We start from the raw sequence: 21,245 nt of genomic DNA, 5'->3' as shown, positions 1-21,245 counted from the left end.
TTTTGTAGGCCGAATTGGGGATCGTCAGGTCGTGCGGCTCACCTCCGCAATGCGCGAGGCGGCGAGCTCGACGAACGCCTTGGTGGTGCCGAAGTGCTTTGACAATGCGCGAACTGCCGCATCGGCGTCGCGCTTCGTCACGGCCGCGACGATCGCCGCATGCTCGGCCTCGACGTCGCGCGGCTTGCCGCCGACCTCGCGGCGGATCGACAGGCGCCGATATCTCTCGCTCTGCTCGTGCAGCACGTCGCGGAAGCCGAGCAGCCAGGGCGAGCCGCAGGCGTTGACCAGCGCACGGTGGAAGATGCGGTGACGGATCACCCATTCCTCGTAATGCACGGTGGGATCGTCGGGGTAGCGATAGGGGACGGCTTTCAGATCGGTCCAGCTCGCCTTCACCGCGGCGAGCCAGGTGTCATCGCCCCGCTCGATCGAGCGGCGCAGCGCCAGCCCCTCGATGTCGATCCGGGTCTGGGTGACGTCGGCGAGGTCGGCGAGCGACACCGGGCTGACGCGAAAACCGCGCTGGTCCGAGGCCTGCACCAGGCCGTCGGCGACCAGGCGCGACAGCGCCTCGCGCACGGCGGCAAGGCTGACCGAGAACTGCTTGGCGAGGCCCGCGATATGCAGCTTCTGGCCCGGCAGCAGCCGCGTCGCCAGGATATCGGCGCGCAGCCGCTCATGCAGCGCCGACGTCAGGCTGCGCGGACCGTCGCCGGGGCTCCCGGACATGTCGAACTGAAGCGGACCCATCGGCCGATGATCGCAAGGCGGCGCGGTGTGGTCAACAGAAAATCGAAAATCGATTTTTTTGCTATTTTCAGGTTGAGCGTCGGCGGATGTCGCACGCTCGCCGCGATCGCCTCACCCGCACGCCCAGTCGAACGTCATGTCCTTGAAGTCGAGCTGCGCGTTGCCGCCGCCGAAATTGTAGCCGCCGAAATATTCCTCGAACTCGACGTAGAACGGGCTCATCTCGGGCACCGCCTGGCACGGCCGCATGGTGCCGCCGAGATGGTTGTGGGCGTGGTCCTTGGCCCAGTCGTGCAGGCGGAAATTGTCGCGGCCCGGTTTGCCGCCGACATAATAGTAATACGGCTGATAGCCGGTCGGCGGATTTTCGCGGCCGTGCTCGTCCTGCGGACCCTTGCCGGCATTGGGATCATCAGCGCGCGCCGTCATGCCAATCGCGCGGGTCTCGCCGAGATCGGCGCGCGGCGGAGCGGCAAACATCTTCCTGGCGTAAGGCGCGGCGGCCTCGAAAAAGGCGCTGGCACCGCCGACATCGAGCCAGCGCGGCCGATCGGCGCTCGCCAGCGCAAGCGGCGCCGGCGGCGCCGCGAACGGGCCGTCATATTCGGCGCGCGTCAGCAGCAGCGCGGCATATTCGTAGTCGAGAATGTCGGTCATGCGCGACAGCCGCGGATGCGCTGGGATCGCCAGCACGGCCTCGCGGACTTCAGGATCATCGGGCGCACCGCCGTCATTGTGATCGGGCGCGGTGGCAAAGAACGACAAAGCGACGATGTCCTCGCCATGCACGCGGTAATCTTCCGGCAGCAGCAGCGTAAAACCGTGCATCAGCGGATAACCTGTGACGGGATCAAGCGGCCATTGCTCGCTTCTAATGCCCGGCGGCAGCCCGAACACCCAGCCCTGGTCGCGCGCCCGGTCGGCGGGACGGTCCAGCATCTGCAGATCATAAGCACGCGAAGGCAAAGCAAACGCCACGGGGGCTCTCCCAACGAAACCGCCTCGCCGTTGAGGCGAGGGTTAGTCGCGGGGAACGTGGATGGGGTTCGGGGGAGAAGGAGATTGTTGGCGACGCCGTCCCTCACTCTCCCCTGTCGTTCCGGCGAACGGCGGAACGTAAGAACACAGGGCGAAGCTTGGCAAAGACGAGTTGTTCGGCCTGGGCCACAACCGCTCTATCTGACGAGACTGCTGGGAATTTCTTACGGAAAGGCTTATTGCTAACCTCTGCGAGGAAGCAATGATTGATTTCTCTTCGCGGCCCCTACGCAGCGGACCGGGCTGCGATCCGCATCATCTCGGCGCGCTACCCGAGCCGCCGCGAGATCAGGTCTTATGAAGGTTGATCGGTGATCCGATGAAGGACGAATACGATTTCTCGACCGCAGCGCGCGGCAAGTTTTTCCGCAAAGACGCTCACCTCGTGCCGCCGGTCCACCTGGAGCCCGAGGTTCTGACCTATCTCTCGGACCTCGCCGAGACCCAAGGCACCTCGCTGAGCCACCTTGTGAACACCCTCCTCAAGGAAGACATCGAGCGCCTCGACGCAGAGAAGCAGCACACACCCCGACCATAGGATTGCTCCCAGCGGAGGCTGCGATGAAGGTTTCCAAATGGGATGACGACCTGGCTGTGGTTCTTCCCCAGGACCTGATCGATCGTCTCGCGCTCGAGGAGGGTGACGAAATCGAAATCGTTGCTGCCGGTGGAAGTGCGACCACTGCGCAGACCAAGGACCAGGGTGACAGTCCGCGCGAAAACCTGCCACGTTGACCTGTGGTTCCCAAGCGCCTCTCGTAACCCATTGATCTCGCTGGCCCGGTCTACTGCGCATGGGGTTGTTTTCTACATTTGCGCAGAATGTCCGCCCTTGGGCCGGAAACAAGAGGTTCTTGCAAGTTTCCTCCTGCCGTTCGCTTGTCATCTCTTCGAATAATCAAAAATTCTCTTTACCCGAACCGCGACACACCCTATGATCCGCTCCAACTCATCCCATGGTAAGGGACGGATCGCGATCGTCAGGGTTCGTGGGGTGAGGGGCGGTGGACGCGAGCAGCGTTGGCGCCAGATGCTGTCGCAGGGCGGGGTAGTCCCCCGTGAGCGATCAGCGGGCGCGTGTACGACGGCGTGGCTTGCGTACGGCAAAATCGTGTGGTCGTGACGCCCGAATTTCTGGCGTCAAGTCTTGCGGCGGTGCGCGTGTCCGACCGGACATCGCATCCGATGAAAGCCGCAAGGCGACGGTGGCAACAGAGAATCGTCTCACCGGCGAGAGCGCGACATAAGCCGTTTCAACCATCGCGCAGGGAAGGCCGGGCATCCGGTCGCACCTGTTTCTCCCCTGTGAGCGACTATCACGCACTCATGCACAGGGGTCTTGCGGGTGCCAGCCGGTGCCCGGTCTTCCCTGCGCCCTTCCACTTCGAAGGGTGCCGAAACCCAAGCAAAACCCGGGCGCCATGTGCCGCGGGATCGCGACAGGCTGTTTGTAAGGGATACAAGGGCCGGTAGCCCGGATGGAGCGGAGCGCAATCCGGGGCCGCGATCGCTTGTGGCACGAACCCGGATTTCGTTCGGCTCCATCCGGGCTACGGCATCGTCGCGGACGCTAGCCCCTTCGCCGCACCACCGACGCATCCACCACGTTCTCGACCTCCTCGCGCCAGCTCAAAATCTCCATCGCCAGCACGGGGTGATTAAAACCCTTGAGCTGGAGATCGTCGAGGGCGCGGGCTTCGACCCAGGGCTCGACCATGCCGTAGACGCGGCGGCTCACCACGATCTGGTTCGGCTTGGCCTCGCCGCAGAGGCGCGAGGCGAGATTGGTGACGCTGCCGATCGCGGCATATTCCAGCCGCTGCTCGAAGCCGACCTGGCCGAGCGTGGCATAGCCGAGCGCGATGCCGATGCCGAAGCCGAGGCTGTGGCCGCGGTTGCGCCAGCGCTCGGTCAGCGGGCCGATGGTCTCGCGCATCTCCACCGCCATCTTCACGGCGCGTCTTGTGTGGTCCTCGAACTGGATCGGCGCGTTGAACAGGATCATCACGCCGTCGCCGGCATATTTGTCGAGCGTGCCCTCGTACTTGAAGATCAGCTCGCCGAGGGCTGCGTGATATTCGCGCAGCACGTTCATCGCCTCTTCCGGCTCGGTCGCTTCCGTGAACGCGGTGAAGCCGCGCAGATCGCAGAACACCACGGTGACCTCGCGGCGCTGGCTGGTGAGCAGCCCTTCCGGGCTGTCGGAGGAGGCGATCAGCTGCGCCACCTGCGGCGCCAGGAAACGCTCGAGCTTGCGGATGCGCTCGATCTCGCCGAGCTGGGTCTTGACCCGCTCCTCCAGCGACTTGTTCCAGTCCTTGAGCTGCTCGGTCTGCATCCGCAGCTTGTCGGCCTGGGCGCGCACGGTCTCGTTCGCCGCCTCCAGCTCGCGGCCCTTGGCGTCGACCTCGGTGAACAGGCGCGCATTGCGCATCGCCAGCACGGCCTGGTTGGCGAAGGTGCGCATCAGGCCGATGATGCTGGGCGCGAACTCGCCGCCGGCGCGGCGCAGCACCACCAGCGCGCCGAGCGTGCCCTGCTGGTCGATCAGCGGCACCACCAGCACCGAATGGAAGCCGGCGGCGATGGCGACCTCGCGCAGCGGCTGCTCGGCGGCCTGATCGAGATCGGCAAGCGCGATCGGCTCGCCGCTGCGGGCGGCATCGCTCAGGATGTTCTCGCCCTCGTCGATGGTGACATGGGCGCCGTCGGCGGATCTGTCGATGCCGCCGGCCTCGACCAGGTCGAAGCGGCGCCGTTCGGCATCGAAGCCGTAGATCAGCACCGCATCGGCATGGGTGATCTCGATCGCGCGCGCGGCGATGGTCGGCAGCACGGCGTTGAGATCGAGCGAGGAGGCGACGGCGCGGCCGACCTCTTCCAGCACCTTCAGCTCGTTGATCGACTGCGCCAGGTCGCGCGTGCGCTCCTCGACCTTGCTCTCCAGGTTGGAATAGGTCTCCTGGATCTGGCCGGCCATGCGGTTGAACTGGCTGGCGAGGTCTTCCAGCTCGTCCGACGTGTGCACGTCGATGCGATGGCTGAAATCGCCTTCGCCGAGCCTGTGCGCGCCGTCGCGCAGCGCGGTGATCGGGATGATCATGCGGCGGGCGAGCAGCGTGCCGGCGAGGATCGCGACCATCAGGCCCATCCCGATCAGCAGCGCGATGCGCACCAGCTGGTCGCGGATCGGCATCAGGGCCTGCGTGGTCGGCTGCTCGAACAGCACGCTCCAGCCGAGCTTCGGCACGGTGCTCGCGGCGCTCATCACCGACTGGCCGTTGAAGTCGGTGCCCGATGTGTCGGGCTCGCGGCCAGGCGCGATCGCGGCCGCGACCTGCGGCAGCTTCGACAGATCCTTGCCGACCTCAGGCCCTTTCGACGAGGTCGCCAGCACGCGGCCGCGCGGATCGACCACATAGGCGAAGGCGGCCTTGCCGACCTGGGCGTCGGACAGGAAGTCGGAGAGGAAGCTGAGATCGATCTCGGCCACGGTGACGCCGGCATTGAAGCCGGAATGCGCCACCGAGATCGACATCAGCGGCGTCCGGTCGGCGAACCAGGCCGGCGCGTAGCTGACGCCGCGGGCGACGGTCTCGGTGAAACGTGCGTCGCGGGAGAGGTCGGCATTGCTGCCGGTCGTGGTCGACTGGCGCGAGACGCGCAGCACCTCGCGGCCCTCGCCGTTGAGCTGGAACAGCTGGTTGACGACCGAGACCTGGTGCAGCAGCGAGGCATAGTCGGCGCGGCGCTTTTCGAGTGTGTCCTGGCTTGCCCGCGTCACCCAGCTGATCTGGCGGTCGAGCTCGGAGATCGACTGCTCGATCCGCCGGGCGGCGGCCTGCGCCTTGTCTTCCAGGCCGTCGGTCAGCTGGGTCCTTGTGGCGCGGTAGGAGATCCAGGTCTCCATCGCGCCGTTGACGGCGAGGACGAACACGACGAGGCCGACGAGGGAGACGACGTACTTGGCGAACAGGCCCTCGCGCAGAAACCGTGTCTTGTCGTTCGCTCCTGCCATCCCGATCCTCTCGCGCCGCCATCGACGCCGGCGCTGCGGGCCGTGGGCCCTCGCGGAGCTGTTCTATCACAATTTGGGCCAAGGGACCGCCGCGCGGCCGAAGGACCGGCCGGTGTGGTTTACCCCCTGTGGACGCTTGGATGCTTGGACGCTTGGACGCCTGGGCGGGTGGAAGGGGCGTGAATTGCCGCCGCCTCATCCGTTCGGAGGAAGCCGCGGGCGGGGAAGCTGATGTAAGGGGATTGCCGTGGAGTTCAGTCCGCCCGTCCGCCCATTACCGGTTGAAAAGTTGCCGCAGCACGTCGTTCATTGGCTGACTGTCCTGCTGCGCGACCGGCGGGTCGTCCAGGGACGGGGCCGCGGGCGAAGCCTGGGGTGCCGGCGTGGAGGGGGTTGCCGGCAGGCTGCGGCTGCGGCCGCTGCCTGGCGCGGCGCCGGTGCTGCTTGCGGCGCCATTGGACAGGCCCTGCTGGATCAAATTGCCGAGCGCCTCGCCCAAGGGGCCGCCGAGCAGATTGTTCTGCCCCGGCTGCTGGGCCTGCGGATTGGCGTTGCCGGCCGCATTGCCGCCGCCCGGCGCGGCGGTGCTGCCGAGACCCAAACTTCCCAGAATGTTGCCGAGCCCGGCACCGTCGGGGCCGAACAGGCCCTTGCCCATCTCGCGCAGCTTGGCATAGGCGGCATCCGGATTGTCCAGCATGCCGGCCATATCGGGGTAGATCTTCGGCTGCGACCAGGAGCCCTGGATCATCACGGGAATACCGAAGCCGACCGGCTCGTTGGTGCGGCCCTGGCCTTCGGTGGTCATCACCAGCTTGGGCTCGACGCGAAAACCCATCATCTTGGTGTCGAGCGCGATGGTGCCGGCGCCGGTGACGCGCACCAGCGGCCCGATCAGATTGAGATCGGTCGTCACCGCCTGCCCCTTGTCGATGCGGAACGAGGCCGAGAGCTGCGACAGGTCGGTGCTTTGCTCCTGGCTGGGGCTCTGGTTGTCCTGCCAGCCGGACAGCGTGCCCGATGTCAGCGAGCGGATCATCTGGGCGACATTGATGCCGCGGATGGCACCGTCCTGGAAATTGACGAACGCGGTGCCCTGCATGTTCGCCATCAGCGCGCGCTGGCTGGTGCCGGCGCTGCGCAGCGCGAGCTTGGCCTGCAGCTTGCCGTCGATGCGGTCGAATTCGGCGAGCCCCTGCAGCAGCGGCAGCGCGCGCACGCCGACGAGGTCGGAATGCATGGCAAAGCTCGGCGCGCCCGTGGTCGCGTCCAGGATCACTTCGCCCGAGACCTGGCCGCCATAGGCGCCGAGATTGGCCGTGCCGGCCTTCAGCACGCCGCCCGCGAGCTTGGCATCGAGCGCCAGCGGCGCGATGCGGGCGTCGCCGATCACGGCCTCGTTCGCCGAGATCCTGATTTGCGCATCGACGTAATTGAGCCCGGACACGTCGATCGCCGCATCGCTCCAGGGTTGCCCGGCGACGCCCGCCGGCGTTTTCGCCAGCGGTACAGCCAGCCGCTGGAAGTCGAGGTCGAGCTTGACCAGAGGCTTGCTCGCAATGTCGACCGAAGCCCAGCCGTTGAACGCGCCGTCGCCGAGCCGGCCGTTCACGCCGTTGATCATCACGACGTCGCCGCTCAGCCGCATCTCGGCATGACCGGTGAGCTGCGACTTCAGCACATCGGGCATGTCGATGGCGAAATCCACCGGGATCGTCGGCCGATCGCCTGGCGCAGCCGGCGTGGCCGCCTTGATGTCGAACTTGGTCGGGTGGTCGCCGACACGCGCGGTGCCGGTGACATTGACCTTGCGGTCGCGGCCGACGACCGCGTCGGCGTTGATGGCGCTGATGCGGCCCTCGACCCGATCGCGCAGGCGGGAGAATGCGACTTCGCCGTCGTTGATCCTGACGCGGTCGATGGTTGCGGCATCGGCGTCCAGCGCGATGGGCGGCTTCGACGAGGTGCTCGCATTCGGCAGGCGTTCACGCAGCAGCGGCTGGTAGAGCACGGGATGGGTGACGACGAGCTCACTGACCTTTGGGCGGCCCGACCACACGCTGGAAAGCGACATGTCGGCCTGCACGCTGTCGATCGTCAGGCGCGTGATGCCGCTGCGGTCCTTCGGGTCCGACAGCGTGAGATCGTTGAGGGTGACATTGAGCGTCGGCCACAGGCTGATCTTCGTGGTGCCGTCGATCGCCAGGCGATAGCCGGTCGCACTCTCGACGCGCGAGGCGATCGTCGAGCTCAGGAAGCCCGATGGAATCCCGACCGACAGAACGACGGCGATCAAGATGATGACAACGGCCAAAGCCGCGCCGGCGAATTTCACTGCTCTCATGTCGACTTTCCAACGACGGACAATCGGCGTCGAATCCCGCAGAATACCGTCCTTTGCACCATCCCTCACGCCTTGAGTTTATCCCCGGACGGGAAGGGGCTCCAAGCGCGTAAAAATAGTCAGGGGGTGCTGCAAAGTTATGTGACTTATGACACACTTCCCCGGCGCGGTTTTACGCGATCGTGACGATGATGGTTTCAAGCGATTTCCCAACAAGACTGACCAGGACGTTCACAAGGACATTGAAATGAGCAAGCAGGCCGAATTTGCGGTCATTCTGAAGATGAACGCAATGTTCGCGGATCTCGGTACGGACGAGCTCCAGCGGCTGTCCAATCTCTGCCACACCCAGCATCTGGGGAATGGCGAGGTGCTGTTCCAGAAGGGCGATCCCGGAGACGCGCTGTTCGGCGTGCGCCGCGGCCAGGTCCGCATCGAGACCGGCGCGTCCGACGGCAGCCGGCTGACGCTGAATTTCATGGGACCGGGCGACCTGTTCGGCGAAGTCGCGGTACTGGACGGCCAGAACCGCACCGCGGATGCGACCGCGGGCGAGGCCAGCGAATTGTTCGTGCTGCGGCGCGAAGACTTTCTCAGCTTCCTCGAACGCGAGCCGAAGGTCGCGATCAAGATCATCGCCCTGCTGTGCCAGCGCATCCGCTGGCAGAGCGAGCGCATGGAGGAATCCATGCTGCAGCCGCTGCCGGTGCGCCTCGCGCGGCGGCTCTGCGCGCTCGCTGCCGATTTCGGCTCCGAGGTCCACATCTCGCAGGAACAGCTCGGCATCTTCGTCGGCGCCGCCCGCGAGAGCGTCAACCGCCAGCTCCAGGCCTGGCGCAAGGAAGCGATCCTCGACCTGCAGCGCGGCCGCATCCTGCTCAGGAACATGACCAAGCTGACGGCGATCGCGCGGAACGAGTAGGCCTCAGTCCTACTCCGCCGCAGGATGCACGATATTCCTTGGCGCCGGCCCTGCTTCGGCCGGTGCGGCGTCGTGATGACCACCCGTCTCCGCATCCTCGCTGTGCACGATCAGCCGCTTGGCGAAGCGCCAGATCAGGGCGCCGAGATCGTCCATCACCATGAACATCGCGGGCACGAACACCAGCGACAGGATGGTCGAGAAGATCAGGCCGCCGATCACCGCGAGCGCCATCGGCGAGCGGAATTCGCCGCCGGCGCCGACCGCGAGCGCGCTCGGCATCATGCCCGCGGCCATGGCGATCGTGGTCATCACGATCGGGCGGGCGCGCTTCATGCCGGCGTCGATCATGGCTTCGTCGCGCGGCTTGCCGGCGTGGATGGCCTCGATCGCAAATTCCACCAGCATGATCGCGTTCTTGGTGACGATGCCCATCAGCATCAAGATGCCGATCCACACCGGCGTGGTGAGCTGCTTGCCGGTGAGGAGCAGGGCCGCGATCGCGCCGCCGATCGAGAGCGGCAGCGAGAACAGGATGGTGATCGGCTGCAGGAAGGTGCCGAACAGCAGCACCAGCACCGCGTAGACCATCATCAGACCAGCGGTGATCGCGGTGGCGAAGCCGTCGGACAGCTCGTTCAGGCTTTCGGCGTCGCCGGAGGGCGAGACCTTCACGCCCTTCGGCCGGCTCTTCATCACCGGCAGGTCGTAGATCTTCTTGGTGGCGTCGCCGAGCGCGGCGGAGCCGACGAGGTCGGCGGCCACGGTCGCCTGCCGCTCGCGGTCGTAGCGGTTGATGCTGGTCGGACCCTGGTCGAGCTTGACGTCGGCGATGACCGAGAGCGGCACGCCGCCCTTTTCGCCGTGCTCGCCGAGCGGCACGCGCAGCTGCTCCAGCGTCTTCAGATTGCCGCGCGCGGCATCCTCGAGCTGCACGCGGATCGGCACCAGTCGGTCGCCGACGTCGAACTTGGCGAGCGCGGGTCCGACGTCGCCGATGGTGGCGACGCGGATGGTCTGCGACAGGCTTTCGGTCGAGACGCCGAGCCGCGCGGCGAGATCCGCGCGCGGTTCGACGCGCAGCTCGGGCCGTTCCAGCGTGGTCTCCGAGATCACGTTGGAGATCGTGGGAATCCGCTTCATCTGCGTCGCGAGCTCGCTCGCGAAATTGTTGACGATGTTGGCGTCGACGCCGGTCACCACCAGCGAGATGGCGCGCAGGCCGTTCTCGTCGAGGAACCAGAAGCGGATGTCGGGGATGTTCTCCAATTCCTGGCTGATCGAGAATTCGAGCTCGCGCTGGGTGATGTCGCGGGCATCCTTGGGCGTGTAATTGATGATCAGCGAGGCGCGCCGGACTTCCTGGGTCCCGGGCGGGACGCGCCCGCCGTCGACGAAGATGCTCTTCACCTCGGATCGCTTGCGCAGGCGCGCGACGATGTCCTCGGTGACCTTTTCGGTGTAGGCGAGCTGCGTGCCCGGCGGCAGCTCGAGCGCCAGCAGCGACCGTGCGCTGTCCTGCGCCGGCAGGAAGCCCTGCGGCAGCAGCGTGATGCTCCAGATCGAGGCCGCGAACACGCCGAAGCCGATCAGCACCGTGATGAAATAGTGTCTCACCGACCAGGCCACGATGCGGTGATAGGACCGCAAGATGCGCCCGGGCGGCGGCTCCTCGTGATTGCCGTGCTTGAGGAAGTAGGCGGCCAGCACCGGCGTGACGAAGCGCGCCGCGAGCAGCGAGAAGAACACCTGCACCGAGACGGTGATGCCGAACTGCTTGAAGAACTGTCCGGCAATGCCCGACATGAAGCTCGCGGGAGCGAAGATCGCGATGATGGTCAGCGAGATCGCGATCACCGCGAGGCCGATCTCGTCGGCGGCCTCGAGCGCGGCACGATAGGGCGATTTGCCCATGTTCATGTGCCGGACGATGTTCTCGATCTCGACGATGGCGTCGTCGACCAGGATGCCTGTCGACAGCGTGATCGCGAGGAAGCTGACGAGGTTCAGCGAGAAGCCGAGCAGGTCCATCGCCCAGAACGCCGGGAAGATCGACAGCGGCAGCGAGATCGCGGCGATGATGGTGGCGCGCAGGTCTCGCAGGAACAAGAGCACGATGACGACGGCGAGGATGGCGCCTTCGAACAGGGTCGAGATCGCCGCGTGGTAATTGCCGTTGGTGTATTCGACCGAGGTGTCGATCACCTTGAGGTCGACGTCGGGATAGGCGGCCTTGAGCGCGTCGACCCGCTTCTGCACGGCCTCGGCCACCTTCACGTCGCTGGCGCCCTTGGAGCGCTTGATGCCGAGTGCGACGATGGGCTCGCCGTTGAAGCGGGCGAAGGTGCGGCGGTCGGCGATGGTGTCGGTGACGGTGCCGAGATCGTCGAGCCGGACCTCACCGCCGCCGAACAGCGGGATCATGGTGCCGGCGAGGTCGCCCAGCGTCTTGGCGCCGGCGAGCGTGCGGATCGCCTGATCGTTCTTGCCGATCTCGGCGCGGCCGCCAGCGACGTCGACATTGGTGCCGCGCAGGCTCTGGCTGACATTGACGGCAGTCAGGCCCATCGCCTGCAGTCGATCGGGATCGAGCGAGACCAGGATCTCGCGCTCGACACCGCCGATGCGCTCGACCTGGGCGACGCCGCGCACGCCTTGCAGGGCGCGCTTGACCACGTCGTCGACGAAGTAGGAGAGCTGCTCCGGCGTCTTGCCGGGCGAGATCGCGGCATAGGTGACGATCGGCAGGCCGATCACGTCGACGCGCTGGATCAGCGGCTCGGTGACGTTCTGCGGCAGGTTGGAGCGCACGCGCGTCACCGCGTCCTTGACGTCGTTGAGGGCGCGGTCGGTGTTGGTCTCCAGCGCGAACTGGATCGTGGTCACCGACACGCCGTCGGTGATCTGCGAGGTGATGTGCCGCACGCCCTCGACGCCGGAAACCGCGTCTTCGACCGTCTTGGTGACCTGCGATTCGAGTTCGGCGGGCGCCGCACCGAATTGCGAGACCACGACCGAGATTACGGGAATGTCGGCCGACGGCAGCCGCGTCACCGCGAGCTTGGTGAAGGAGACCCAGCCGAGAACCAGGAGGATGATCGAGAAGACGACCGACGGCAGCGGATTGCGGATCGACCAAGCCGAGATATTGAGAGCCATCAGCGTACCCGCGTGCGATCGAGTTCATCGGCGAACATGGTCTTGATCTGGTCGCCGTCATGGAGTGAAGAGCCGGCGTCGGCCACGACGATTTCGCCGACGTCGAGACCTTCCAGGATTTCCGTGGCGCTGTCGGACGACAGTCCGACCCGCACCTTGCGCGTCTCGATCGTGTTGCCCTTGACGACCTGAATGGTGAGATGGTCGATCGCGGTCTTGGGGATCGAGACGCCGCAGCTTCGCTTGGCGTCGATCGAGGCGCGGGCGAACACGCCGACCTTGAGCGACGGATTGTTGGTGACGCTGATGCGGACGCGGCCGAGCTGAGTGGCGCGGTCGATCTCGGGCGCAACCAGCCTGACACGGCCGATCAGGTCGGGCGCGTCGTCGCGGCTGATGCGCACGGTGGCGCCGGCGCTGAGCTTGGGCATGTGCACCGCCGGCACCTGGGCATCGAGCTCGATCTCGTTGTTGACGGCGATGCGGAACATCGGGCCGGCCTGCGGGGATGCCGGCGCGCCGACGATGGTACGGACTTCAGTGACGAGGCCCGGCGCAGGTGCCTTCAGCGAGATCGGGCCTTGCGGACCGGGGCGTTGCGGCTGGCCCGGGATCTGCGGCGGCGCGGTCAGGCGCGCCAGCTCCTGATTGTCGGCAACGACGGCGCCTTCGGTGACCAGGAGATCGGTGACCTTGGAGCCTTCCTGGTCGGCGATGACCACGGCCTCGCGGCGTGGCACGAAGAAGCCGGTGACGCGCACGAGGTCGGAGAAGCAGGCGTTGGTCGACTTCGTCACGATGACGAGCGCCTCGCTTTGCGTCTCCTTCGGCTCGGGGCGCTTGCGATGCTCGAACAGGTAATAGCCGACGCCGAGCGCGACGACGAACACCACGGTTCCGGCAGGCTTGAGATATTCGGAGAGATTCATCGCCGGATCATCCTGGCCTGGCTCACGGCCATCCGCGCGCGGCCCATGAAAAGCGTTTCCCTGAAACAAAGCGGCGTCCCGCAAGGCTGCGGGACGCGCTTTGCAAGCGAGACTTTACACCACATCACGACTGGTCATTCCAAGGGATTGCGTCGTGCTTACTTCGATGCGGTGGTCTTGTTTTCCATATTGACGACCTGCACGCGGCGGTTGGCCTCCGCCATCGGCTGGCTCGGGTCCTTCAGCTTGCTCTTGCCGTAGCCGACGGTGACGAGGTCGGTCGCCGCGATGCTGTACTTTTCGACGAGGTAACGCTTGATCGAATCCGCGCGGCGCTCCGACAGATCCTGATTGTAGGCCTCGCCGCCGGCGGCGTCGGTGTGGCCGGCGACCACGAAGGTCGAGCCCTTGAGGTCGGGACTGGTCAGCGCACGGCCGAGCGCCTGCACGGAGGGCATCGATTTGGCGCTGATGTTGGCCGAGTTGTAGTCGAAGGTGATTTCGAGATCGATGTTCGGCTTGTCCTTGGCGACTGACGCGATTTCCTCGCGCTCGGTCGACGACAGCGAACGCGTCGAGCGGCCGCGCACCGACTGGATCAGCTTGGTCTCCGCCGCGTTGGGCGCGGGATCGGCCTGCGGGGCGATCGAGAGGCCGCGGGTCAGGGGCTTCTTCGGCGCCGGCGCCAGGGCTCGAACGATCTCATCCTCGGTGACGTTCTTGCTGTTGCCGTCATCGCCGGCGAATGCGGGCGAGGTCGGCAGCGACAGGGCGGCGCCAAGAGCAACGCTCAGCGTGACGATGGACAGGATCGCGGTAAGTCCCTTTGCAGCCGATTTCATAGCCAGTCCCTCCTGCGCAGCCAGCTCGCGCGGTTCGAAAATTCCTGCAATGGGCCTTCCGGAGAAGGCCGCCTGCGGCATCCGTTTGTTAGTCTTTCCTGGGCCGTCAAGGTTCGAGGCGGCGCCTGCCTCAATCGAAAAAAATACTAGCGTACTCCGTAGCTTGCGAATTCCTGAACGATGTTCGGATCCATCGCCTTGGCATTGGCGATATCGAGCGCCCCTTCCTGGGCGGAGCCGTTGCGCTGCTTGGCGAGGCCGCGTCCGTAGAGCGAGGAGGTCAGGCGCGGGTTGATCTTCAGGGCAGCGTCGAAATCGGCGATGGCATTCTTGACCGCGCCCGATTTGAGGTTGACGAGGCCGCGGCTGTCCAGCGCATCGACGAAGTTCGGCCGCAGCCGCAGCGCCTCGTTGCAATCCTTCAGCGCGCCCTGGAGGTCGCCGACCACGGTGCGGGTCCAGCAGCGGTTGTTCAGCGCCTCGACATCCTTCGAATTGATCCGGAGCGTGTCGTCGAAATCCTTGATGGCGAGATTGTAGGCGCCCTTGCTGGCATAGACCTGGCCGCGCCGGTACAGCGCGTTCACGTCGTCCGGATTGGCCGCAATCTTGGAGGTCAGGCTCTTGATCGTCGGGTCGTCAGCCAGGGCCGCGGCACTCGGCCCGCTGTCCGGGCTCGGCCCCGGAGCGGTCTCGATCGGTTTTACCGGCAGGGGTGGCGGAGGCGGAGGCAGGGCTGCCTCGACCTGCGGTTTCGGCGAGGGAGCCGGTGCGGGTGCAGGCGGAGGAGCAGGTGCTGGCGCCGGGGCCGCAGCAGTGTCGGCCGGCTTCGGCGGCGGAGGCGGTGTCGGCGGCGCGGGCGGCGGGTTGTTGGCAACGACCGGCGGCGGTGCGGGTGGCGCAGGCGGCGTGGCTGGTGCCGGACGCGATCCGACGGCGCCCGGGCTGAACGAGAAATCTTCGGCCAGTGAAGAGGATATCCACGGCACCTGCTCGCCGCGCGAGGCGCGGGTGACGCCCATCTTGGTCCGGTTCAGCGTCTCCTCGGCCATCAGATCGGGGACGCGGATTTCCTTCAGAAGCTCCTGGACGAACAGGCTGTGGTCGCCGCCGGCGTCGGAGACCACCGAGGCCAGCGCCGCCGAATACATCACCAGCGTGCCGTTCGGCGCGATGACCGGGGTCAGGCCGGCCGAGAAGCTGCGGAACCGGCGCTCGAACGGATTGCGCCTGCTGGCATCGATCAGCGCGATCTTGACGCCGGCGCCGCGGGTGTTGAGCTCGCCGAGCACGGTCTCGAGGCTGAAACCGTCGCGGCGGACGTCGGATTCCGTCCAGATCTGCGCATCGATCGGCAGCATGTAGCTCTGGCGCGCCGACTGGATGCCGAAGCCGCTGAAGAACACCAGCGCCACCGATCCGGGCTTGATCTTGCCGTAGAGCTTGTCGAAGGCGCGGCGCATGCCGTCGCCGGTCAGATTCTCGCCGATCTCGACCGCAAAGCCGTCGCGCTTCAGCTCGTCGGCGACGTCGCGCGCGTCATTGATCGGTTCCTTCAGCGGGGCATCCGCATCGGGATATTTTGCATTGCCGATCACCAGCGCAAAGCGGTCACCGGCCGCCAGCGATGGCGCTGTCGGGACGAGCGAGATGAGCAAGGGCAGAAGAAAAAAGAAGCGAATTTTCATAATCAGCGCGGTCCAGCCAAAAAGGCGCCGTTCCAGCTTGCGCCGCGGCGACCTTAACTTACGCTTACCTCATTATCAAACCGAGGGCGGGGGGCGTCAACCGCTTGGAGATTCGGCGTTATCGCGACGATTGACCGCAACGCCTCGGCGCGCCGCAAGGGGAATAAACGGGGGGTCATGGTTGTGCTCGACGCGATCCGGCTCGATCCTATCGGCAACATGTTAGGGCGACCACGGCGATCAAAATGTGATGGGTCTCACATTGAAGGGCCGTCTCCGTCGCACTGCGCGGCGTTTGACCTTTGCTGCCGATGATGGCTTGGTGCGCAGGCTCGTCCCGGAACGTCCACTCAGAAAAGCAAAGTCAAGAAACATGGGAAACGCCTACGAGATCTACGCCCTGCGCTATGCGACGATGTCGCCGCGCACCCCCAGCATGAACTTCCTGGCGCCCGATCCGCATGACAGCGCGGCGCAGGATCTCGACTATTTCGTCTGGCTGATCCGCGGGGGCGGCCGCGACATCCTGGTCGACACCGGCTTCAATGCCGAGGAGGCGAGCGCGCGGGCGCGCAAGCTGACGCTTAATCCGGTCGATGCGCTGGAGCGCTTCGGCGTCGCGGCGTCGAAGATCCGCGATATCATCGTGACGCATCTGCATTACGACCACGCCGGCAATCTCGATCGCTTCCCGAATGCGCGCTTCCATCTGCAGGAGCGCGAGATGGCCTATGCGACCGGCCGCTGCATGTGCAACGGCCTGTTGCGTCATCCGTTCACGGTCGAGCACGTCACGCAGATGGTGCGCCATGTCTATGGCGAGCGCGTCACCTTCCATTCCGGCGACGGCGAGGTCGCGCCCGGCGTCACCGTGCACCGTGTCGGCGGCCATTCCGACGGCCTGCAGGTGGTCAAGGTCGAGACCGTGCGCGGACCGGTGGTGCTGGCATCCGATGCCGCGCATTACTACGCCAATCTGCAGCGCAAGAGCCCGTTCCCGATCGTCTACAATGTCGGCGACATGGCGCAGGGCTGGGAGACGATCGAGCGTCTCGCCGGCCATCCCGATCGCTTCATCCCCGGCCACGATCCGATCGTGACGGAGATCTATCCGCGCGCCAGCGACAAGGTCGACGCCTGGGCGCTGCATCTGCCGCCGTCGCGGTCGTTTGCGACGTGACGATGTCGTCACGCGCGGGCGATGCGCGCACGCTGATTGACGTATTCATACGTCATTCCTAGGTTGTGCCTGACATTCACTGAGGTGTTGGGCGTGCTTTCAAAACTCAAAGACCTTGCCGCTGACGCCATGAAGGGCGTCAGCGAGCGTTTCTCGAAAGTTTCCGGGGCAATTGCCGACCTGGCCGCGAGTCTTGCCAACCGTGCTGCAGCCGCCGCTGATCTGGGCCGCATTCTCGATATCATCGAAATGGTCCCGGGCGTCAGTTTCGAGAAGCCGGAGCTTAACGCCGATTATCTCAATACGCTGCTCGCCGCGGTGCAGATGGGCGAGCTTACGCTGGCCGTGCACTACCGCCAGCAAACCGAAGCCGGCGTGGTGCGCTTGCATCCTGTCCCAACGGCTGAGGCCAATGCGCTAACCGGCTCGGACGATAAATTTTCCGCGATGATCCTGGTCGAAGGTCAGAACGACAGGCCTGCCATCCAGATGCTGATGAACACCGAACATCTGGCGGAAAATTATCGGTATGTTACCGCCGATACCCTGGTCAACGCATTGGCGTTCCCGATCGAGAATGTCAAAGGCGGTTTCATCATCGCCAGGCCGTTTCGTGCCATCGCGCGACCAATCGCAGGATGGCTGCTCAACATCATTTTCGATCAGGGTGAGAAACTGCATCGCCGTTTCAGGGGTAACCGAGCCGAAGATCAGTCCCAATCACCGTCGCCATCAGCGGAGGAGGAAGCCGGCGCCACGAATGTCTCGACGACTCCGGAAGACAGTCGCGCCCAGGCGCGAGACTCCGATCAAGCCATCGACGACCAGCCTGCGCCCTAATACGCCTGCTTGGCGTCCGCTTCCTTGCTGGTCTGGATCAGATCGAGGCTCTCCTCGATCTTGCCGAGCAGCGCCGAGAGCTGCTTGCGCTCCTGCGCGGAGAGGCAGGCGAGGATCTCGTCCTCCCGCCGCAGCAATTGCGGGAATAGCTCTTCGTAGAGCGCGCGGCCCTTCGTCGTCAGTTGCAGGCGGAATTCGCGGCGGTCGGCTTCGTTCTCGACCCGCTCGATCAGATCCTCGTGGAGCAACATTGTCACCGCGCGGCTGATGGTGGATTTGTGCGTGCGGGTGCATTGCGCGATGTACTGCGCGCTGCAGGCATCGTTGCGGAACCCGAGCGTTGCGATTACGCGCCAGGCTGGAATATCGAGACCATGCCGTTCCTGATATTCGACCGAGAGCGCGGAACTGACTTCTGCTGCGAGCCGGTTGAGACGGAACGGCACGAACTTGAACAGGTCGAGCCGAGCCTTTATCCGCACCGAGGCCTCATCGGCCTCGCGCGTCTTCAGTGCGGTGTCGCTGGATGTCCTTGCCAAGGGGCGCTCCGAATTCCAGTTGACGGCCGGCCGGCTCCGGTCCAAAATAGTTGCACGTGAGACTATCTAGCAGATCCGTGCTCTCCTGACCATAGCCGAGGTTCGAGTATGGCGCAGGCCAAGACACTTCCGGTCAAGACACATCAGGCCAAAGCCCAGTTCGGCTATCGCCGCCATCCCGATCAGGACCGCGCCAGCCAAAGCCCGGCCGAGCATCCGGTCGTAATTGTCGGCGCCGGCCCGGTCGGGCTGTCGCTCGCGATCGATCTCGCCCAGCGCGGCCAGCGCGTCGTCCTTCTGGATGACGCCGACCGCATTGGCGAGGGCTCCCGCGCGATCTGCTTCTCGAAGCGGTCGCTGGAATATTGGGACCGGCTCGGCGTCGGCGACCGCATGGTCGCCAAGGGCGTGGTGTGGAGCGTCGGCCGGATCTTCCACGGGGAGTCCCTGCTCTACCAGTTCAACCTGCTGCCCGAGGACGGCCACAAGCGGCCCGCCTTCATCAACCTCCAGCAATATTACGCCGAGGCCTATCTGGTCGATCGCATCCAGGATCTGCCCGCGGTCGACCTGCGCTGGCGCAACAAGGTGACGGCGCTGGAGCAGCGCAACGATTGCGTCGCGCTGACGATCGAGACGCCGGACGGCGCCTATCGCCTGCACGCGCAATATGTGATCGCCTGCGACGGCGCGCGCTCCTCGCTGCGGCAGATGGTCGGGGCGGAGTTTGCCGGCCAGGTGTTCGAGGACCAGTTCCTGATCGCCGACGTCAAGATGACCGCGGAATTCCCGACCGAGCGCTGGTTCTGGTTCGATCCGCCGTTCCATGCGGGACGTTCGGCGCTGCTGCACCGGCAGCCCGACGACGTCTGGCGCATCGACCTCCAGCTCAACCGTTACGCTGATCCTGTCGTGGAGAAGAAGCCGGAAAACGTGCGGCCGCGGATCGCGCGCATGCTCGGTCACGACGAGTTCGAGTTCGAGTGGATCTCGCTCTACAAATTCCAGTGCCGGCGGATGGATCGCTTCATCCATGGCCGCGTGATCTTTGCCGGCGATTCCGCGCATCAGGTCTCGCCGTTCGGGGCGCGCGGTGCCAATTCCGGGCTCGAGGATGCCGAAAACCTGTCCTGGAAGCTCGACCGCGTGCTGCGCGGCACTTCGCCCGCGAGCCTGCTGGAGAGCTACCACACCGAGCGCAGCATGGCGGCCGACGAGAACATCCGCGAATCCACCCGCTCGACCGATTTCATGGCGCCGAACTCGCATCAGGAAGCGCGGCTGCGCAAGGCGGTGCTGTCGCTCGCCAAGGAAACCGAGTTCGGCAAGCGCATGGTCAATGGCGGCCGGCTGTCGGTGCCGTGCAGCTATGACTCGCAGCTGTCATCGCGCGATGCAGATTCCTGGCGCGGCGGTCCGCCTCCCGGCTGCTCCATGCTCGATGCCCCGATTGCCGAGCAGAGCTACTTGACGGATGCCTTCCGCAAGGATGGAACGGACTTCACCCTGCTGTCGTTCAGCAATGGCGCCGCGCTCGATCCGCCGGATGGCGTCAGGAATATTCGGATCGGCGGGAGCGGATTTGCCGATCCCTCGGGCCTTGTCGCTCAACGTTATGATGCCGAGCCCGGCACGGCCTATCTGCTGAGGCCCGACGGCTATGTCGCGGCGCGCTTCCGCCATCCGACGCGCGAAGCCATCGCTGCGGCGCTGTCGCGCGCACAAGGCCTGAACTGAAGGCCTGAACCAAAAGAAGGCTTGAACCGAGGATTTGCATGCCGTTGTCCACCAGCTCCAATTTCGCGCGACCTGACGACGCCTTTCGTGCCATCGTCGAAGCGCATCGCGGCCTCACCGAGGAGCAGAGCGCGGATTTCGACGCGGCGCTGGTGCTGATCCTCGCCAACCATATCGGCGATATCGACGTGCTGCGTGAGGCGATCGGGCTCGCCAGGCGCCGCATGATCGACGGCCAGCAGCAGCAACAGCAACAACAATAGCCCAACAACCTGAAGCACAGCTCAAAGGACGAATTGATGGCGAAGAACTTCGCATCCACCGGCGATCTCGCCGAGAAGAAGATCACCTTCTCCGAGATCGGCACCGATCTCTACGCCTTCACCGCCGAGGGCGATCCGAACACGGCCGTGATCGTCGGCGACGACGGCTGCCTGGTGTTCGACGCGCAGGCGACGCCGGCGATGGCGAACAAGGTGATCGAGCGCGTGCGCGCCGTCACCGACAAGCCGATCAAATATGTCGTGCTGTCGCACTATCATGCGGTGCGCGTGCTCGGGGCCTCCGCCTACAAGGCGCAAGGCATCGTCGCCTCGCAGGAGACCTATCGGCTGATCGAGGAGCGCGGCAAGCAGGATTGGGATTCCGAATATGGCCGCTTCCCCCGGCTGTTCCAGGATGCAGCCAGCATTCCCGGCCTGACCTGGCCGACACTGACCTTCGAAGGCGAGATGTCGATCTATCTCGGCAAGCGCGAGGTGCGCCTGATGCAGCTCGGGGCGGGCCACACCTCCGGCGACATCGTCGCCTGGGTGCCGGATGCGGAAGTGATGTTCTCCGGCGACCTCATCGAATATCACTCGGCCTGCTATTGCGGCGATGCGCATTTGCGCGAATGGCCGATGACGCTGACCGAGATCCGCAACTTCAATCCCAAGGCGATCGCGCCGGGGCGCGGCGATGCGCTGAAGGGTACCGCCACGGTGCGCGAGGCCATTGCGATGACGCGCGACTTCGTCACCTCGCTCTATGGCGCCGCCGAGATTTCGGTCGCCAAGGGGCGCACGCTGAAGGAGACGATGGCGGCGACGCGCGAGGTGATGGATCCGAAATTCTCCAGCTTCGCTATCTACGAGCACTGCCTGCCGTTCAACGTGTCGCGCGCCTATGACGAAGCGTCCGGGATCGACGACCCCGTGATCTGGACCGACAAGCGCGACCAGGAGATGTGGGCGAACTTGCAAGGAGGAGGATAG

Annotated in this window: 17 protein-coding genes; 8 read left to right on the top strand and 9 right to left on the bottom strand. The window is 65.3% G+C overall.

What is annotated here, in order from left to right:
- Nucleotides 1-24: 24 nt before the first annotated feature.
- Together UNPF46_RS10935 and UNPF46_RS10930 are read right to left on the bottom strand one after the other, a co-directional pair.
- Nucleotides 25-732 (bottom strand): GntR family transcriptional regulator, encoded by a 708-nt coding sequence (locus UNPF46_RS10935; RefSeq protein WP_245448508.1) that lies wholly within the window; start codon nt 730-732, stop codon nt 25-27.
- A gap of 132 nt (nt 733-864) precedes the next feature.
- The gene (locus tag UNPF46_RS10930) at nt 865-1,692 is read right to left on the bottom strand and encodes a hypothetical protein (protein ID WP_246668632.1); all 828 of its coding nucleotides are present in this window, start codon (nt 1,690-1,692) and stop codon (nt 865-867) included.
- 418 nt (nt 1,693-2,110) lie between these two features.
- Here UNPF46_RS10930 and UNPF46_RS10925 point away from each other — a divergent pair, with 418 nt between their 5' ends.
- Nucleotides 2,111-2,329 (top strand): hypothetical protein, encoded by a 219-nt coding sequence (locus tag UNPF46_RS10925; RefSeq protein WP_142250018.1) that lies wholly within the window; start codon nt 2,111-2,113, stop codon nt 2,327-2,329.
- A gap of 23 nt (nt 2,330-2,352) precedes the next feature.
- The gene (locus tag UNPF46_RS10920) at nt 2,353-2,526 is read left to right on the top strand and encodes an AbrB/MazE/SpoVT family DNA-binding domain-containing protein (protein WP_142250017.1); all 174 of its coding nucleotides are present in this window, start codon (nt 2,353-2,355) and stop codon (nt 2,524-2,526) included.
- A gap of 835 nt (nt 2,527-3,361) precedes the next feature.
- On the opposite strand, the gene UNPF46_RS10915 is transcribed toward UNPF46_RS10920, so the two are convergent.
- Both UNPF46_RS10915 and UNPF46_RS10910 read right to left on the bottom strand, forming a co-directional pair.
- Nucleotides 3,362-5,809 carry an adenylate/guanylate cyclase domain-containing protein gene (locus tag UNPF46_RS10915; protein ID WP_100180706.1) on the bottom strand — a complete coding sequence of 816 codons (2,448 nt, stop codon included), beginning with the start codon at nt 5,807-5,809 and terminating at the stop codon, nt 3,362-3,364.
- Nucleotides 5,810-6,083: 274 nt separating this feature from the next.
- Entirely contained in the window at nt 6,084-8,153 is a 2,070-nt protein-coding gene (locus UNPF46_RS10910; RefSeq protein ID WP_142250016.1) for an AsmA family protein, read from the bottom strand.
- 247 nt (nt 8,154-8,400) lie between these two features.
- Between UNPF46_RS10910 and UNPF46_RS10905 the strand changes: the two genes are divergently transcribed.
- A complete protein-coding gene (locus tag UNPF46_RS10905; protein ID WP_100180708.1) occupies nt 8,401-9,075 on the top strand; it encodes a Crp/Fnr family transcriptional regulator in 675 nt (224 codons plus the stop codon).
- Between the two features lie 9 nt (nt 9,076-9,084).
- Here UNPF46_RS10905 and UNPF46_RS10900 read toward each other — a convergent pair whose 3' ends face one another.
- From UNPF46_RS10900 to UNPF46_RS10885, 4 genes are all read right to left on the bottom strand, one after another.
- Entirely contained in the window at nt 9,085-12,234 is a 3,150-nt protein-coding gene (locus UNPF46_RS10900; RefSeq protein ID WP_100180709.1) for an efflux RND transporter permease subunit, read from the bottom strand.
- Nucleotides 12,234-13,163: an efflux RND transporter periplasmic adaptor subunit gene (locus UNPF46_RS10895; RefSeq protein WP_100180710.1), complete on the bottom strand. Its 930-nt coding sequence runs from the start codon at nt 13,161-13,163 to the stop codon at nt 12,234-12,236. The genes UNPF46_RS10900 and UNPF46_RS10895 overlap by 1 nt, the downstream gene beginning before the upstream one ends.
- Nucleotides 13,164-13,321: 158 nt before the next feature.
- The gene (locus tag UNPF46_RS10890; protein ID WP_174719252.1) at nt 13,322-14,005 is read right to left on the bottom strand and encodes an OmpA family protein; all 684 of its coding nucleotides are present in this window, start codon (nt 14,003-14,005) and stop codon (nt 13,322-13,324) included.
- Nucleotides 14,006-14,151: 146 nt separating this feature from the next.
- Nucleotides 14,152-15,693 (bottom strand): caspase family protein, encoded by a 1,542-nt coding sequence (locus UNPF46_RS10885; protein WP_142250015.1) that lies wholly within the window; start codon nt 15,691-15,693, stop codon nt 14,152-14,154.
- Nucleotides 15,694-16,066: 373 nt separating this feature from the next.
- On the opposite strand from UNPF46_RS10885, the gene UNPF46_RS10880 reads away from it, so the two are divergent.
- Both UNPF46_RS10880 and UNPF46_RS10875 read left to right on the top strand, forming a co-directional pair.
- Complete coding sequence (locus UNPF46_RS10880) at nt 16,067-16,873, top strand: N-acyl homoserine lactonase family protein (protein WP_142250014.1); 807 nt, start codon at nt 16,067-16,069, stop codon at nt 16,871-16,873.
- Between the two features lie 93 nt (nt 16,874-16,966).
- Nucleotides 16,967-17,713 (top strand): hypothetical protein, encoded by a 747-nt coding sequence (locus tag UNPF46_RS10875; RefSeq protein WP_142250013.1) that lies wholly within the window; start codon nt 16,967-16,969, stop codon nt 17,711-17,713.
- Here the strand turns inward: UNPF46_RS10875 and UNPF46_RS10870 are convergent.
- Nucleotides 17,710-18,252: a MarR family winged helix-turn-helix transcriptional regulator gene (locus UNPF46_RS10870; RefSeq protein ID WP_142250012.1), complete on the bottom strand. Its 543-nt coding sequence runs from the start codon at nt 18,250-18,252 to the stop codon at nt 17,710-17,712. The two genes, UNPF46_RS10875 and UNPF46_RS10870, sit on opposite strands and share 4 nt — an antisense overlap.
- 108 nt (nt 18,253-18,360) lie before the next feature.
- On the opposite strand from UNPF46_RS10870, the gene UNPF46_RS10865 reads away from it, so the two are divergent.
- Genes UNPF46_RS10865 through UNPF46_RS10855 form a run of 3 tightly spaced genes read left to right on the top strand, consistent with a single transcriptional unit; the run spans nt 18,361 to nt 21,245 of the window.
- Nucleotides 18,361-19,989 carry an FAD-dependent oxidoreductase gene (locus UNPF46_RS10865; protein WP_100180716.1) on the top strand — a complete coding sequence of 543 codons (1,629 nt, stop codon included), beginning with the start codon at nt 18,361-18,363 and terminating at the stop codon, nt 19,987-19,989.
- A 38-nt stretch (nt 19,990-20,027) separates the two neighbouring features.
- Nucleotides 20,028-20,252, top strand: coding sequence for a DUF2783 domain-containing protein (locus tag UNPF46_RS10860; RefSeq protein WP_018646238.1), 225 nt, complete (start codon nt 20,028-20,030; stop codon nt 20,250-20,252).
- A gap of 36 nt (nt 20,253-20,288) precedes the next feature.
- The gene (locus UNPF46_RS10855; RefSeq protein ID WP_100180717.1) at nt 20,289-21,245 is read left to right on the top strand and encodes an MBL fold metallo-hydrolase; all 957 of its coding nucleotides are present in this window, start codon (nt 20,289-20,291) and stop codon (nt 21,243-21,245) included.

The organism is Bradyrhizobium sp. UNPF46 (assembly GCF_006658625.1).
In the GTDB taxonomy this organism is placed as follows: domain Bacteria; phylum Pseudomonadota; class Alphaproteobacteria; order Rhizobiales; family Xanthobacteraceae; genus Bradyrhizobium; species Bradyrhizobium nitroreducens.
The sequence above is the reverse complement of the archived record's forward strand: the minus strand, read 5'-3'. Positions and strand labels throughout refer to the sequence as shown.